General features: G+C 58.8%; 16 protein-coding genes. 13 read left to right on the plus strand and 3 right to left on the minus strand.

The genetic code is table 11. The features are described from left to right. Nucleotides 1-55: 55 nt before the first annotated feature. The gene (locus tag JK621_RS11695; RefSeq protein ID WP_432761926.1) at nucleotides 56-967 is read right to left on the minus strand and encodes a LysR substrate-binding domain-containing protein; all 912 of its coding nucleotides are present in this window, start codon (nucleotides 965-967) and stop codon (nucleotides 56-58) included. 171 nt (nucleotides 968-1,138) lie between these two features. Here JK621_RS11695 and JK621_RS11700 point away from each other — a divergent pair, with 171 nt between their 5' ends. The 9 genes from JK621_RS11700 to JK621_RS11740 all read left to right on the plus strand — a co-directional run bounded on the left by JK621_RS11700 (nucleotide 1,139) and on the right by JK621_RS11740 (nucleotide 8,592). Next, nucleotides 1,139-2,089 carry a branched-chain amino acid ABC transporter permease gene (locus tag JK621_RS11700; protein ID WP_212559947.1) on the plus strand — a complete coding sequence of 317 codons (951 nt, stop codon included), beginning with the start codon at nucleotides 1,139-1,141 and terminating at the stop codon, nucleotides 2,087-2,089. Nucleotides 2,090-2,098: 9 nt separating this feature from the next. Continuing rightward, on the plus strand, nucleotides 2,099-3,211 hold the full coding sequence (locus JK621_RS11705; RefSeq protein ID WP_212559948.1) for an ABC transporter permease subunit: 1,113 nt from the start codon (nucleotides 2,099-2,101) through the stop codon (nucleotides 3,209-3,211). Then, nucleotides 3,208-3,978: an ABC transporter ATP-binding protein gene (locus tag JK621_RS11710; RefSeq protein ID WP_212559949.1), complete on the plus strand. Its 771-nt coding sequence runs from the start codon at nucleotides 3,208-3,210 to the stop codon at nucleotides 3,976-3,978. Before JK621_RS11705 ends, JK621_RS11710 begins: the two co-directional genes overlap by 4 nt. After that, complete coding sequence (locus JK621_RS11715; RefSeq protein ID WP_212559950.1) at nucleotides 3,971-4,684, plus strand: ABC transporter ATP-binding protein; 714 nt, start codon at nucleotides 3,971-3,973, stop codon at nucleotides 4,682-4,684. Before JK621_RS11710 ends, JK621_RS11715 begins: the two co-directional genes overlap by 8 nt. A 34-nt stretch (nucleotides 4,685-4,718) precedes the next feature. Then, a complete protein-coding gene (locus JK621_RS11720; protein WP_212559951.1) occupies nucleotides 4,719-5,882 on the plus strand; it encodes a branched-chain amino acid ABC transporter substrate-binding protein in 1,164 nt (387 codons plus the stop codon). Nucleotides 5,883-5,900: 18 nt separating this feature from the next. Further along, nucleotides 5,901-6,392, plus strand: coding sequence for an L-2-amino-thiazoline-4-carboxylic acid hydrolase (locus JK621_RS11725; RefSeq protein WP_020439122.1), 492 nt, complete (start codon nucleotides 5,901-5,903; stop codon nucleotides 6,390-6,392). Beyond that, nucleotides 6,389-7,615 carry a Zn-dependent hydrolase gene (locus JK621_RS11730; RefSeq protein ID WP_212559952.1) on the plus strand — a complete coding sequence of 409 codons (1,227 nt, stop codon included), beginning with the start codon at nucleotides 6,389-6,391 and terminating at the stop codon, nucleotides 7,613-7,615. Before JK621_RS11725 ends, JK621_RS11730 begins: the two co-directional genes overlap by 4 nt. Nucleotides 7,616-7,707: 92 nt before the next feature. After that, entirely contained in the window at nucleotides 7,708-8,055 is a 348-nt protein-coding gene (locus tag JK621_RS11735; RefSeq protein ID WP_006319643.1) for an ArsR/SmtB family transcription factor, read from the plus strand. Between the two features lie 3 nt (nucleotides 8,056-8,058). Beyond that, a complete protein-coding gene (locus JK621_RS11740; protein WP_212559953.1) occupies nucleotides 8,059-8,592 on the plus strand; it encodes an SRPBCC family protein in 534 nt (177 codons plus the stop codon). Here the strand turns inward: JK621_RS11740 and JK621_RS11745 are convergent, their stop codons facing one another. Further along, nucleotides 8,593-9,621 carry a transporter gene (locus JK621_RS11745; RefSeq protein ID WP_212559954.1) on the minus strand — a complete coding sequence of 343 codons (1,029 nt, stop codon included), beginning with the start codon at nucleotides 9,619-9,621 and terminating at the stop codon, nucleotides 8,593-8,595. It lies immediately after the preceding gene. 204 nt (nucleotides 9,622-9,825) lie between these two features. Here JK621_RS11745 and JK621_RS11750 point away from each other — a divergent pair, with 204 nt between their 5' ends. The 4 genes from JK621_RS11750 to JK621_RS11765 all read left to right on the plus strand — a co-directional run bounded on the left by JK621_RS11750 (nucleotide 9,826) and on the right by JK621_RS11765 (nucleotide 14,490). Beyond that, on the plus strand, nucleotides 9,826-11,436 hold the full coding sequence (locus JK621_RS11750; protein ID WP_212559955.1) for an inorganic phosphate transporter: 1,611 nt from the start codon (nucleotides 9,826-9,828) through the stop codon (nucleotides 11,434-11,436). Nucleotides 11,437-11,462: 26 nt separating this feature from the next. Further along, a complete protein-coding gene (gene ppk2 / locus JK621_RS11755; protein ID WP_212559956.1) occupies nucleotides 11,463-12,377 on the plus strand; it encodes a polyphosphate kinase 2 in 915 nt (304 codons plus the stop codon). A 162-nt stretch (nucleotides 12,378-12,539) separates the two neighbouring features. Beyond that, nucleotides 12,540-13,373 (plus strand): D-alanyl-D-alanine endopeptidase, encoded by an 834-nt coding sequence (pbpG, locus tag JK621_RS11760; protein WP_212559957.1) that lies wholly within the window; start codon nucleotides 12,540-12,542, stop codon nucleotides 13,371-13,373. Nucleotides 13,374-13,518: 145 nt separating this feature from the next. After that, nucleotides 13,519-14,490, plus strand: coding sequence for an LLM class flavin-dependent oxidoreductase (locus tag JK621_RS11765; protein ID WP_212559958.1), 972 nt, complete (start codon nucleotides 13,519-13,521; stop codon nucleotides 14,488-14,490). Between the two features lie 81 nt (nucleotides 14,491-14,571). On the opposite strand, the gene JK621_RS11770 is transcribed toward JK621_RS11765, so the two are convergent. Further along, complete coding sequence (locus tag JK621_RS11770) at nucleotides 14,572-15,813, minus strand: alpha/beta fold hydrolase (protein ID WP_212559959.1); 1,242 nt, start codon at nucleotides 15,811-15,813, stop codon at nucleotides 14,572-14,574. Between the last annotated feature and the right edge of the window lie 38 nt (nucleotides 15,814-15,851).

Below are 15,851 nucleotides of genomic sequence, written 5' to 3' on the forward strand. Positions count from 1 at the left end.
TGGCCCATTACACTCTATTCAGGATAGTCAATTCAGGCAGTTAGCGCGCATATCTTTATTGGCCTGCGGCCTCGCGCAGCAACCATTTCTGCAGGTTCAGCCCTTCTTGCGACAGCTCGCTGTCTGCCCGTACGCACAGGTAATAATCGCGGCCATCGTCAATCGGCCTGTCAAACAACTTAACCAGCTCGCCGCTGTTCAGATAGGGTTCGATCAGCGGCTCGCGCATCAGGGCGCAGCCCAGCCCCGACTGCACCGCCGCCAGCGTCAGCAGGCCATCCTCGAACATCGGCCCGGTGCTGCGCAGCGGCCGCCTGACGCCGGCCTGCTGGAACCACTGCATCCAGGTATTGCGTTCTTCGTCGTGCAACAACGGCAGCGGCAAAAGTTGATCCGGCGTATCCAGCAGCCCGTGCAGCCTGATAAAACTGCGGCTGCACACCGGCACCATTTTGCCGGACATCAGCTTTTCGCTGCGATAGCCGGTCCATTGCCCCACGCCAAAGCGAATCGACATATCGGCGGCGTCGCTCAGATAGTTGCGGTGATTGGCGTACACAACGTTGATGTCGATATCGGGATTCTCGCGCAGAAAACCGTGCAAACGCGGAATAAACCAGCCCATGCCGAACAGCGGGATCAGGCTGATGGTCACCTGCCGGGAAGCCGATTGCTCACGCACATGCTCCGTCGCCTGGCGCAACACGTTAAACGCCGAGCGGATCGAGCGGTAATACTCGCGCCCTTCGCTGCGCAGGATCAGGTTGCGGCCCTGCCGTTCGGTGAGCGGCATTTGCAGAAAAGCCTCCAGCGTTTTGAGCTGATGGCTGACGGCCGAAGGCGAGATCGCAAGCTCCTTCGCTGCCGCGGTAATGCTGCCCAGGCGGGCGATAGCCTCGAACGCCCTTACAGCGCGCAGCGGCGGATCGTTCGGCAGCAGCGCCTCGTATTCTTCTGTTTTTTTCATATATTGACTATTTTGGTAAAAAATCGGCTGCGGGTTGAAATTAATATACAAATAAATCAATAAATTAAAAACACACATTTTTTATATAAGAAATTATTTTTCCGTATTTTACAATTTTTTTAAATTCTCTACTGTGAGCCTCCTGAATCATTATTTTCGGGACTCCCTCCTATGGATACGCTGGTACAGCAGACCGTCAACGGACTGATGCTCGGCAGTATTTATGCGCTGATCGCCCTGGGCTACACCATGGTGTACGGCATTTTGCGCATTATCAATTTCGCCCACGGCGACGTGCTGATGGTCGGCGCGCTGAGCGCCCTGTCTGCCATCGGCGTGTTGCAGCATCATTTTCCCTCCCTGTCGCCGTACTGGGTACTGTTGCTGGCGACGGCGTTCGCCATGGCGATCTGCGCGCTGGTGTCGATGGGCATCGAACGCCTGGCCTATCGCCGCTTGCGCAATGCCCCGCGCCTGGCGCCGTTGATCAGCGGTATTGGCGTCTCGCTGCTGCTGCAAACGTTGGCGATGCTGATCTGGTCGCGCAATCCGTTGATGTTCCCGCAACTGCTGCCCATGTCCCCCATCGCCTTGACCCAGGGCAGCGCCGGGCATGCACCGGCGGTGATCACCGGCACCGGTATCGCCACGCTGGTTGTCGCCGTGTTGGTGATGGCCGGGCTGCTGTTGCTGGTCGAACACTCGCGTTTTGGCCGCGCGATGCGCGCCACGGCGGAAAACCCGCAGGTCGCCGGCCTGATGGGCATCGATCCCAACCGGGTGATCGTGTTGACCTTCGCTCTCGGCGGCGCGCTGGCGGCGGTAGCGGGCATTATGATGGCCAGCAACTACGGCAACGCCGGCTTCTCCATGGGCTTTCTTCCTGGCATCAAGGCGTTTACCGCCGCGGTGCTGGGCGGTATCGGCAACCTGCGCGGCGCCATGCTCGGCGGACTATTGCTGGGGCTATTTGAATCCCTGGGTACCGGTTATCTCGGCGAACTGACCGGCGGCACCTTCGGCAGCAATTATCAGGACGTTTTCGCCTTCCTGATTCTGATTGCGGTGATGGTATTACGCCCATCCGGGCTGCTGGGCGAGCGCGTCGCCACCCGCGCCTGAGGAGATAAAATGACCGTTCTGACCACCAATCTGCAAACCGCCACCCCAGGCCGCGCCAGGCTCGGCGTCGCGCTGTTCATGCTCGGCCTGCTGCTGGCTCCCTGGCTGGCCGGGGCCGCCGGCGGCAACTACTGGGTGCGGGTGATCGACTTCGCGCTGCTGTATCTGATGCTGGCTCTGGGGCTGAATATCGTCGTCGGTCTGACCGGCCTGCTGGACATGGGGTTTATCGCCTTTTACGCGGTCGGCGCCTATCTGACCGCGCTGCTGTCATCGCCGCACCTGACCGAACAGTTTCCGCTGCTTCTGCACTGGTTTCCGGATGGCTTGCATCTGTCGATTCTGCTGCTGATACCGTTGTCCGCCGTGTTGGCGGCGCTGTGCGGCATCCTGCTCGGCGCACCGACGCTGCGTCTGCGCGGCGACTATCTGGCGATCGTCACGCTGGGCTTTGGCGAAATCGTGCGCATTCTGATGCGCAATCTCGACCGCCCGGTCAATATCACCAACGGCCCAAAGGGCATTTCCGGCATCGATCCGGTCAGCCTGTTCGGCCTGAAGTTTTCCGGCATGCATGAGTGGTTCGGCATCCGTTTCTCCTCGCTGTATTTGTATTACTACCTGTTCGCCGCCCTGCTGCTGGCGATCCTGTTTATCTGCCTGCGCCTGCAACATTCGCGGGTCGGCCGCGCCTGGACCGCCATCCGCGAAGATGAGGACGCCGCGCGGGCGATGGGCATCAACACCCGTAACTTCAAGCTGCTGGCGTTCGCCATCGGCGCCACTTTCGGCGGCATCGCCGGCGCGCTATTTGCCGCATTCCAGGGGTTCGTCTCACCGGAATCCTTCACCTTGCAAGAATCGATAGCCGTACTGGCGATGGTGGTGCTGGGCGGCATGGGCCACATTCCCGGCGTGATCCTCGGCGCCTTGCTGCTGGCGGCGCTGCCTGAACTGCTGCGCAGCACCATGGGGCCGCTGCAACAGGCCCTGTTCGGCCAGGTGTGGGTCGATCCGGAAATTATCCGCCAACTGTTCTACGGCCTGGCGCTGATTCTGGTCATGCTGTATCGCCCGGCTGGCCTGTGGCCGGCGCGTCATCAATCGGGAGCTGCATCATGACGCCATTGCTCGCCCTTAACCACGTCAGTAAACGCTTTGGCGGGCTGACCGCCGTGGATGACGTCAGCATGAGTATCCGCCGGGGGGAAATCTACGGGCTGATCGGGCCGAACGGCGCCGGTAAAACCACCTGCTTCAATCTGATTACCGGCCTGTACCGCGCCGATGGCGGCGAGTTCCGCCTGCTGGATCGTCGCTACAAACCGCAGGCGATCGACCAAGTCGTGCAGGCCGGCATCGCCCGCACCTTCCAGAACCTGCGGCTGTTCAACGAGATGAGCGTACTGGAAAACGTGATGGTGGGCTGCCATGTGCGCACCCGCAACGGTCTGTGGGCGGCGATTTCACGCCACCGCCGCGCCCGTGAGGAAGAACAGGCAACGCGGGAGAAATCCCACGCGCTGCTGGAGTACGTCGGCATCAGTCAGTTTGCCCACTACCGCGCCGGCGATCTTTCCTACGGCCACCAGCGGCGGCTGGAAATTGCCCGGGCGCTGGCAACCGATCCGCAATTATTGGCGCTGGATGAACCGGCCGCCGGCATGAACGCCGCAGAGAAAGTGGCGCTGCGCGAGCTGCTGCAACGCATTCGCGAAAGCGGCAAAACCCTGCTGCTGATAGAGCACGACGTCAAACTGGTGATGGGGTTGTGCGACCGCCTGACGGTGCTCGACTACGGCAAAGTCATCGCCGAAGGCGAACCGGCGCAGGTAAGGCGCGAACCGGCGGTGATCCGGGCTTATCTGGGAGGATCTGCGCATGTCTGAACCTTTACTGTCAGTCAAACGGCTGAAAGTGTCTTACGGCGGCATCCATGCGGTAAAAGGCATCGATTTCACGGTTAATCACGGCGAGCAGGTGACGTTGATCGGGGCCAACGGCGCGGGCAAAACCTCCAGCCTGCGTGCGTTGACCGGCCTGCAACCCTTTGAAGGAGACATTCTGTTCGACGGCCGGTCCATTCGCGGAGTTCCTCCGCATCGGCTGCTGCAACAGGGGCTGGTGATGGTGCCGGAAGGCCGCGGCATTTTCGCCCGCATGACGGTGCTGGAGAATTTGCAGCTTGGCGCTTACTCCCGCCGCGACAAACCGGCGGTACGGCAGGATCTGGAGCGGGTTTGCGCCCTTTTCCCACGCCTGCGCGAACGGCTGCGGCAACAAGCCGGGCTGCTCTCCGGCGGCGAACAACAGATGGTGGCGATGGGCCGTGCGCTGCTCAGCCGGCCACGTCTGCTGGTGCTGGATGAGCCGTCAATGGGCCTGGCGCCGATCGTGGTCGACGCCATTTTTGACGTGATCAAAACCCTTGCCAGTGACGGCGTCACGCTATTGCTGGTGGAACAGAATGCCCGGCTGGCGCTGGAATCGACCGATCGCGCCTACGTGCTGGACAGCGGCAGCCTGAGCCACAGCGGCCGGTCTGCCGGCATGCTCGACGATGAAAAAATCAAACAAGCCTATCTGGGCGAATAGCCGTTTTTACTTTTAACCGCACCGGGAGTTTTACATGAACAAGATAACTCGCTTTAAGCCGCTGGCCCTGGCCGCCGCCGTTCTGGCTACCCTTGGCGCCGCCGCGCCTGCGCAGGCCGCCGACACCATTCTGATCGGTCTGGCCGGCCCGCTGACCGGCCCTTCCGCCCGTATCGGCAAGGATCTGGAAAACGGCGCTCAGTTGGCGATCGCCGATGCCAACGCCCAGAAGCCGACGCTGAACGGCAAACCTGTCACCTTTAAACTGCTTTCCGAAGACGACCAGTCCGACCCGCGCACCGCCGTTGCAGTCGCGCAGCGCCTGGTGGACGAAGGCGTCGCCGGCGTGGTCGGCCACTGGAATACCGGTACCAGCATCCCGGCGGCACGCATTTATCACGATGCCGGCATTGCCCAGGTTGCCCCTGTTGCCACAGGCCATGCCTATACTCAACAGGGGTTTGATACCAGCTTCCGCGTGATGGGCCATGATGACGACGGCGGTAATTACGCCGGTGAATATGCCGTCAAGGTGCTGAAAGCCAAACGCATTGCGGTAATCGACGATCGCACCGCGTTCGGCCAGGGGCTGGCGGACGAGTTTATCAAGTCGCTGGCGGCGCAGGGCATACAGCCGGTAGCGCGTGAATACGTCGATGACAAAACCGTCGATTTCAGCGCGGTGCTGACCACCGTTCGCAGCAAGAATGCCGATCTGATCTTCTTCGGCGGCGTGGATTCACAGGCGGCACCGCTGGCCCGCCGCATCAAACAGCTGGGCATGAACGCTCAACTGATGGGCGCCGGCGGCTTCGTCAGCCAAACCTTCCTGACGCTGGCGCAGAAAGAAGGCGAAGGCGTGGTGGCGCTGGAACCGGGCCTGCCGCTGGAGCGGATGCCGGGCGGCAAAGCCTTTGAGCAGGCTTACCGCGACCGCTACAAGACCCACATCGAACTGCATGCGCCGTTCGCCTATGACGCCACCCGGGTATTGATTGCCGCCATCGAGCAGGCAGGATCCGCCAATCCGGCCGATTATCTGCCGAAACTGCGCGCCATTCATTATCAGGGCGTCACCGGCAGCATCGCATTCGATCCGCAGGGCAACCTGCAACAGCCAAGCTTCACCCTCTACAAGGTGGTCGACGGCAAATGGCAGCCGCAGAGCGTGTTGGGCGGCGCTAAAACACAACAATAAAGCAAGGGGAGCAAGGTGATGAGCTGTGCAAAAAACGAATTGGGCATTCTGGCCCGTCGGCGTATCGAGGCCGAGATCATCAAACCGATCTACCAGATTCTGGTGCGCGAGATCGGCAAAGAGCGCGCGCAGGCGGTGATTGGCGAAGCCATTGAAAACGCCGCCATCGATGCGGGCAAGCAGTTTGCCGCGCAGGAGCCGAATGGCGCCGATTTGCAGAGTTTCGCCGCCTTGCAGTATCTGTGGGAAAAAGACGACGCGCTGCAGGTTAAAGTGATCCATCAAGACGAGCAGCAGTTCGACTATAACGTCACCCGCTGCCGCTATGCCGAGATGTATCACGAGATGGGGCTGGGGGAGATTGGCCATCTGCTGTCCTGCGCCCGCGACAGCCAGTTTATCGTCGGTTATGCGCCGGACGTCGAGCTGCAACGCACCCAAACCATTATGTCCGGCGCGCCCTGCTGCGATTTCCGCTATGCCGTAAAACCGTCGGGAGAGAAAAAATGATCCCTCAGGTTAACGGCGAACGTCTGTGGCAAAGCCTGCTCGATATGGCGCAGTTCGGCGCCATCCCGAAAGACGGTGTCACCCGGCTGGCGCTGAGCGAGGAAGATCGTCAGGCGCGCGATCAATTGCGTGCCTGGGCGCTGGACGCGGGATGCAGCGTGCGGGTCGATCGCATGGGCAATATGTTTTTGCGCCGCGAAGGCTCCCACCCGGAACTGGCGCCGGTCGTCACCGGCTCCCACGTCGACTCCCAGCCCAACGGCGGGCGCTTTGACGGCATCTATGGCGTGCTGGCCGGATTGGAAGTGATCCGCACCCTGAACGATCGTCAGATTGCTACCGAGCGCGCGCTGGAGGTGGTTAACTGGACCAACGAGGAAGGTGCCCGCTTCGCCCCGGCGATGATCGCCTCCGGCGTGTTTGCCGGCGTGTTCGATGAAGAATATGGCCTGTCGCGCCGCGATGCGCAGGGCGTCAGCATCGGCGAAGCGCTGAAGCACATCGGTTATGACGGCGCAGATCCGGTCGGCGGCAGTCCTATCCACGCCGCCTTTGAGCTGCATATCGAACAAGGCCCGATCCTCGAGGCGGAAAACATCGAGATTGGCGTGGTGACCAGCGCGCAGGGCCAGCGCTGGTACGAGTTGGAGATCATCGGTTTCAGCGCCCATGCGGGCACCACGCCGATGGAACGGCGTCGCGACGCCCTGCTCGGCTTTGCCGCCATGGTCACGGCGGTCAATCAGATCGGCCTGGATTTCATGCCGGATGCGCGTGCCACGGTAGGCATGGCGCAAATCACCCCCAACTCGCGCAATGTGGTGCCGGGCAAGGTGTTTTTCAGCGTCGAGTTCCGTCATCCGCAGGAGGCGGTGCTGGAACAGATGGAGCAGCGATTGCTGGCGGCGGTCGCAGAGGTGGATGCCGGCACCTTGAGCGCTCATGCCGAACGCATCTTCCAGTATCGGCCGATACGCTTTGATGAAAACTGTATCGACAGCGTGCGCCAGGCCGCGCAGGCGCTGGGGTATTCGCACCGGGAGATGGTTTCCGGCGCGGGTCACGATGCCTGTTACCTGAGCCGGGTGGCCCCCACGGCGATGATTTTTATTCCCTGCGTGGACGGCATCAGCCACAACGAGCTGGAAAATATTTCGCCCGCCTGGGCCACCGCCGGTGCCAATGTGCTGCTCAACGCGCTGCTGGCGCAAACGGGGCGCTGATCTCCCCGCCCCGGTTAACCTGCCGGGGCAATAACAAAAAAATATTCAACAAACCGGTTGAATATTCACCTCGCTGTTCTATATTCAACCATATGGTTAAATTATCTTCCTCACAGCTGGACGCCATTTTCCACGCGCTTTCCGACCCAACGCGCCGCGCTATTTTGCGTGCGCTGGCTGACGGCGAGCACAGCATTGGTGAACTGGCCGCGCCGTTGCAGATGTCGTTTGCCGGCGCCTCCAAGCATATCAAAGCACTGGAGCTTGCCGGTCTGGTGCAGCGAACCGTGCAGGGAAGAAACCATATCTGCCGGCTTGAACCCGGGCCAATGGCGCAGGCCATGCAATGGCTGCAAACCTACGAGCATTTCTGGACAGAACGGCTGGACGCGCTGGAAGTCGCGCTGCGACAGCCTGAACAGTATCCTCCCAAGGAGTGAACCATGAACGACTACGGTATGATTATTGAAACCGGCACGCTGCGCATTCAGCGGCTGCTGCCAGGCCCGATCGAGCGGGTCTGGGCCTACCTGACGGAATCCGACAAACGCGCCACCTGGCTGGCCGCCGGCGTGATGACGCTGGAAAAAGGCGCTGCGGTGGAGCTGGTATTTCGCAATTCGGAACTGACGGGCGAACACGAGCAGACCCCCGCCAAATACAAGCAAAGCGACTGCAACGGCAAACACCTCGGTCATATCACCTGCCTTTTCCCGCCGCGGCTGTTGAGCTTTACCTGGGCGGAACAGGAGCAGGGTCGCCCTTCCGAAGTGACGTTTGAACTGACCGAACAGGACAACGCCGTGCTGCTGACGGTCACCCACCGACGCCTGGCTAACCGCGACGACATGCTGAGCGTGGCCGGCGGCTGGCACACCCATCTCGATATCCTGCTGGACCGCCTGCACGATCGCCAGCCGCGCCCGTTCTGGAGCACTCACGCCAGGCTGGAAGAAGAGTACCGGGCGAGACTGTAATCAGCTTTCATCCCGGCGTCTGAACGCCAGATAACCGGTGATCAACGTAAAACCGCCGACCAGCAACACCAGCAGAATAAATCCGTGGTGATTGCTGGCCAGCGGGATCCCCCCCACGTTCATGCCGAAGAAACCGGCGACGATGTTAATCGGCAGCGCCAGCACGGTGATCACCGTCAGGGTGTACAGCGTACGGTTGTTCTGCTCCATCTGCTTGGCGCCGATCTCCTCTTGCAGCAGGCGAATGCGCTCGGTCAGGCTGGCCAGATCGTTCAGCACCACGGTGAACTCTTCGGTGAACTGCCGCAGATCCTGCACCACGTCCCGGCTTAGCCAGGCCGGTGGCCGGTTCAGCAGGCGGAACAGCGCGGCCGGCTCCGGCGCCAGCAGGCGCTGAAAACGCAACAGCATGCGGCGCATGCGACCCAGTTCGGTGCGGTTGCGTTTCACATGGTTACTCAGCAGGCGATCTTCAATGGTGTCGACATACTGGTTGGCCTGCCGCACCACCTGCTCCAGCACATCTTCCTGTTCTTCCAGCAAATGCGCCAACAGCTCGGTGGACGAGGCCAGTTGCAACGGCCCCAGACGACTCAGCAGCCGTTCGATCAACCGCAGCGGCTTGTGGCGCACGGTAACCACCAGCCCGCTGCGGCAATACAACCACAGCGTGGCGATCTCCGGGTTATTTTCTTTGGGGTGGAAAATCACGTCGTTGAGCACCGCAAACAGGTCATCCCCTTGCCGTTCTATGCGCGTGGTGTGTGAGCCGTGGCGGATTTCGTCGAAGAAAAAATCGGAAATCGCGAAGTGATTTTTCAGCCATTTTTCTGCCGCCGCATGGTTCAGATTGAGGTGCAGCCAGATAAACCCTTCGCCCGGCGACAGAGCCTGGTAAGCCTGGCAGGCCTGCTGCGAAGAGACGCGCAGCGGCGGTTCTCCCGTGCGGAACACGTGGCCGTAAATCAGCCCGGTAACTTCATCGTCAAAATCGAGCTTGTGCATTTTATCCGCAACCGTCTGAACCATAAATCTTTATCCCGAATAACCGCATTAATCAATAAACCAGACTCAGCCTTTATATCAATCTTTAAATATCAACGTTAATTATTTTCACTTTTCCAGATGATTAATATTACCGTCATAAAAAAGTCACATTATTTCCCAATACTTTCATGGCAACGCCGTTCATCACCGTCAGTATTCTAATGAAGTTTATCGGGAAGGTCCTTTATGAGCGATAACAGCGCCGTTCAAGCAGGTGTTCCAACTGCGTCCAGCCTGCCAAAAATCTACCAAAAGAACAGTCGACTCACTGTTCTTTTTTTTGTTTTTTTATTAGTACTGGGGATCGCTTTTGCCGGAGTGAATCTATTTAACGACGTGACCGACGCCGGTGCGGTTTATACCAGCTATCTCCCTTTCCTTTTATTGGGGTTAGCGCTGCTTATTGCGCTGGGCTTTGAATTCGTTAATGGTTTTCACGATACCGCCAATGCGGTAGCCACCGTGATTTACACCCATTCACTGTCGCCGATGGTAGCGGTGGTCTGGTCGGGATTTTTCAACTTCCTCGGCGTCTTGCTCTCCAGCGGCGTAGTGGCGTTCGGCATCATTTCACTGCTGCCGGTTGAACTGATCCTGCAAGCCGGTACCGGTAACGGTTTTGCCATGGTTTATGCCCTGCTGTTCTCGGCGATTATCTGGAACCTGGGCACCTGGTGGCTTGGGCTGCCTGCCTCCTCGTCACATACGCTGATTGGTTCCATCATCGGCGTGGGGGTGGCTAACGCCCTGATCCACGGCCGCACCGGCACCAGCGGCGTGGACTGGGGACAGGCGATTAAAGTGGGCTATGCGTTGCTGCTTTCACCGGTGATCGGTTTTGTGTTTGCCGCCCTGCTGCTGCTGGCGTTGAAGATGTTCGTTAAAAACCGTCAGTTGTACACCGCCCCCAAAAATGATGCGCCGCCGCCGCTGTGGATCCGGGGTTTGCTGATCCTTACCTGTACCGGTGTCTCCTTCGCCCACGGCTCCAACGACGGGCAAAAAGGCATGGGCCTGATCATGCTGATCCTGGTCGGCACCATGCCGATCGCCTATGCCCTGAACCGCTCGATGTCGCCGGAGCAAATCCCGCGCGTGGCCGCGTTGGCGGAGGTCACCAAAAACGATCTGTTGCGCCAATTCCCGGCGGTCAGCCAGATACCGCCGCGCGAGGTGCTTACCGGTTACGTACGTACCAACGAATTGACGCCGGAAGTGGTACCCGCGCTGGCGCAACTGACCGGCGCCATTGGCGATCAGGTCCGCCAGTACGGTTCTGTCGACAAGATCCCGGCGCAGGCGGTGTCCAACACCCGTAACGATATGTATCTGGCATCGGAAACCATCAAGCACCTGAAAGCGGAAAAGCAGCTTCAGTTTTCCGCCGATTCACAGCGCAATCTGGATGCGTTGAAAGGCGATCTGGACAGCGCCACCCGCTTTATCCCGTTCTGGGTCAAGGTGGTGGTGGCGATTGCTCTCGGCCTTGGCACCATGGTCGGCTGGCGGCGCATCGTGGTTACCGTTGGGGAAAAAATCGGTAAAAGCCACCTGACCTACGCCCAGGGCGCCAGCGCCGAGCTGGTGGCGATGACCACCATAGGTGCGGCGGATGCCTTCGGCCTGCCGGTTTCGACCACTCACGTGCTGTCTTCCGGTATCGCCGGCACCATGGCGGCCAACCGCTCCGGCCTGCAAATGTCGACCCTGCGCAACCTGCTGATGGCCTGGGTTCTGACGCTGCCGGCCTCAATACTGCTTTCCGCCGGGCTGTACTGGGTTTTCACTCATTTTTAAAACCGGGTTAACACGGAGAATCAATTATGGCTATGCATGAATTTAACCGCGACGACACCTTCAACCAGCGCCTGCTGCAGGAGTTTTATGACAGCTATGACGAGGAGCTGGAAATGGAGCTGGATGACCTGCGGTTTGACGACACCGAAGTGGACAGCGATCAGAAAAAGGCCTGGCGCAAACAGTATTTCCGCGAGCTGCTGCGGCTACAGGGTGAACTGGTGAAGCTGCAGGACTGGGTAATGCGCACCGGCCAGCGCGTGGTGATCCTGTTTGAAGGCCGCGACGCCGCCGGCAAAGGCGGGGTAATCAAGCGCATCACCCAGCGCCTGAACCCGCGCACCTGCCGCGTGGCCGCGCTGCCGGCACCGAACGACCGCGAGCGCACCCAATGGTATTTCCAGCGCTACATCGCCCATCTGCCGGCGGCGGGGGAAATCGTGCTGTTCGACCGCAGCTGGTACAACCGCGCCGGGGTGGAAAAAGTGATGGGTTTTTGCAACGACGAGGAATACGAAGAGTTTTTCCGCAGCGTGCCGGAATTTGAGAAAATGCTGACGCGCAGCGGCATCAAAATCATCAAATACTGGTTCTCGATCACCGATGACGAGCAGGAACTGCGTTTCCTCAGCCGCATCCACGATCCGCTGAAGCAGTGGAAGCTCAGCCCGATGGATTTGGAGAGCCGCCGCCGCTGGGAAGACTACACCGAGGCCAAAGAGGTCATGTTAGCGCGCACTAACATTCCGGAAGCCCCCTGGTGGGTGGTTCAGGGCGTCGACAAGAAAAAGGCGCGGCTGAACTGCATCAGCCACCTGCTCCAGCAACTGCCTTACGAAGAGACCGAAGGCAACGTGATCACCCTGCCGCCGCGCAAACGCAGCCCGGACTATAACCGCCATCCGGTGCCTGACGATATGGTAGTCCCTGAAGTGTATTGATTTTCCATCGGGGGATGGATTGCCATCCCCCTGCCTGACCTCATGATGAATACTCCGGTCTTTTGCCGGCATATTCGCCGCCTTCACCCTATTTTCTCCACATTTGCTGTGCAGACTCTTGCCGATATTTTTTAGACGTTTACGGTAAGAGCCTCGTTTGTCATGTCCTTCTTTAATTGTGCTGTCCCTTTTTCTCTTCGGCGTTTTCGCGCCGTTATCGTCCTTAGCCTGCTGTTGGTTATCTCCCAGGCGCAGGCCGCTCCCCCGTTGGTATTGCATTCAAAAGCCGTGCTGGTCGTCAATCAGCGTACCGGCAAAACGCTGTTCCAGAAACAGGCCAATCGCGCGTTACCCATTGCTTCACTGACCAAGCTGATGACCGCAATGGTGGCGCTGGATAGCCGCCGGCCGCTGGGCAATAAAATAAGGGTGACCGCCGCCGATCGCGATTTATTGAAGAAAACCCACTCGCGGTTGACCCTGGGTTCGTCACTCAGCCGCCGCGATATGTTGCACATCGCGCTGATGTCCTCCGAGAACCGTGCGGCAGCCGCCCTAAGCCGTCATTACCCCGGCGGCCGCAAGGCGTTTGTGGCGAAAATGAATCAGAAGGCGCGCAGCATCGGCATGAAACACGCCCGTTTCTATGACCCCACCGGGCTGACGCCGCGCAACGTCGCCAGCGCCAACGATCTGCTTAAAATGGTCAATCACGCTTATCGCTATCAAAGCATTCGCCGTTTCAGCACCGATAAACAGCACGTTGTTTACCCCGGCCGCGGTCAACTGGTGTACCGCAGTTCCAACGGCCTGATCAATAACCGCAACTGGGCAATCCAGTTGCAAAAAACAGGCTACACCAACGAGGCCGGTCACTGCGTGGTGATGAGAACCCTCATCAAAGGGCAGCCGGTCGTGATCATTCTGCTGGGTTCCCAACAGCGCTACGGCCACTATGCTGATGCGCTGCGTCTGAAAACCTGGCTGGAGTCCTGAACGCTTGCGTAGCCTGGCTTAAACCGCGCTGCGCATATCTAAATCCGTTTTTTATCAATGGAATATCCTATCCCGAATCAGTATTAAGCCCTTTTCCTCCCGCATGGTATTTGTCATAAATGATTGATGATAAAGGAGCAGGAAAATGGCTTATGCCTTGAGCGTGTTGGATAAAAGTCCGATTGCCGAAGGAGAAAGCGCCGCCCAGGCGCTGACGCGTACGCTGCATCTGGCGCAGCAGGCGGAAATCTGGGGCTATCGCCGTTTCTGGCTGGCTGAGCATCACAACACCCCGCAGCTCGCCTGCCCTTCGCCTGAAGTGTTGATCGCCTATTTGCTCGGGCAAACCTCACGCATTCGTATCGGCTCCGGCGGCGTCATGCTGCAACACTACAGCGCCTATAAAGTTGCGGAAAACTTCAACCTGCTGGCGACGCTCGCACCGGGCCGGGTGGATCTGGGCGTGGGGAAAGCCCCCGGCGGGCTGCCGCTCTCTACCCAGGCGTTGCAGGCCGCGCACGACCAACAGAACAAGCCGGATTTTCCGCAGCAGTTGGCCCAGCTCAATGCTTATCTGAATGACGATGCGCAACCCGGTCTGAGCGCCACGCCGCAGCCTGAGCAAACCGCTCAACGCTTTTTGCTGGGCGCCAGTAGCGAAAGTGCTCAACTGGCCGCCGAACACGGCTGGGCGTTTGTTTTTGCCGCCCAGCTCAATGGCAATCCAGACGATATTCAGCGGGCGCTGGCGCACTATTGCGCGCAAAGCGGCGGCCGCAAAGCCTTGCTGGCGGTAGCGGCGATCGTCGCAGACACGGCCGCGCAGGCCAAAGAGTTGGCGGCCGGGATCCAGCAATACCGCGTACACGTGGCCGGCGGGCAGAGCGTGACGGTGGGCAGCCTGGAGCAGGCGGAGAGTTTTGTTCGGCAGGCCGGCGCGACCGATTACCGCATCGAGCCGCGCGAAAACTATATTCTGCTCGGCACTGCGCAGCAGGTGCGCCGGCAGTTGGACCAACTGCACCAGCAATATGGCGTGGAAGAGTTCGTTATTGATACGCCGGTCAGCCAACCCACCGCGCGCCTGGCCTCTTTGCAACTGCTGGCGCAGGGGTGATCGGGTCAGTCATTCCCCAGGCACGGGGCAAAGATACCCCGTGCTACTGCGGCGGCTCATGCAGGGTAAGTGCTGATAATTTTATTTCAAACGCAGAAATTCGACGATCGCGTCGGTCACATCCAGAGGAGATTCAATCGTCGGATGATGGCCCACATTGGCCAAGGTAAGCAGCGATGCTTCCGGGATAGCCGCAACCATTTCACGACTGAGTTCAACGGGGGTGGCCGTATCATTGTCACCACAGATGACCAATGTCGGAACTCTGATATGGGGCAGCAAATCCAGGACATCGCCCCGGGTAAACACGGCGGCGTCGAGGGCAAGCGCCAGCCCTGCTCGATCGTGAGCCAGCATGACCTCCCTTTCCCGTATGACTTCAGCCGGATTTTTTAACCACCACGCCTCGCCATTGATATGGCGTTGGATAGCGGCGAATTCGGCCTCACGTTCTTGCTCCGTGCCATTTAAGAGAGTTTCACGCCGTTTTTGCCAGCTATTTAACCGTTCAGGAAACTCTGCCCTGGCACTGGTTCCGATAAGCACCAATCCTGACAAGAGTTCCGAATAACGCGCAGCCAGCCTTATACCTATCATTCCGCCCTGGCTTTGGCCTACAAAGGTTATCTTTCCGAGAGACAGTTCTTGAAGCATCAAGGCCAAATCCCGGCAAAGATCGTCTAGCGTCCATCCGTCTGGGTTATATCCGCTCTGACCGTGTCCCGGCATGTCCAAAACAATACAGCGATATGATTCACTCAGGACCTCAACTTGCGCAGCGAAAGCGTCATGATTGACAAACAGGCCGTGGGCAAAAACCAGCGTCGGACCTTCGCCGCGATCCCAATAGCGATAAAGAGTGCCATTGACCTTAATTTGTTGGCGCGGCCACTCATCGGCGGGATCAAAAGCGCGGCTAAGCAGCGCCGAATCTTCAAATATCTGATAACGAGTGATTTTTGATTGCGATACTTTAAAATGGATCACCATATCACTGCCCAGGGTATTCCCCGTACTCAAAACGGTATGCCGAAAACGCCCCAAAGCCAAAACGCTATCGTTATGTTCAATAAGTTCAGCAACCCTAAACTCCCTCGGTTGAAAATTGCGTGGGAAGCTTTCCAACCATTGCTTCACCTGCATCGGGCCTTGCAATATTCCCACGGTAGAAACATTCAAATTACCATCTATGTGCCAGACAACGTTGTCATCCAGCAAAGTGATAACATCATGAATATTTCCTTGCGCAAAAGCCGAAAAATAGGCCTCTACGACTTTTGTAGGGCTCAGATTCGATGCTGTACGGCTATCAAACAGTTCCATTGGCAATACCTGTAAATAAAGGGTCGGTGAAATCACCC

The sequence above is a fragment of the Serratia plymuthica genome, from assembly GCF_018336935.1.
Lineage (GTDB): Bacteria > Pseudomonadota > Gammaproteobacteria > Enterobacterales > Enterobacteriaceae > Serratia > Serratia plymuthica_B.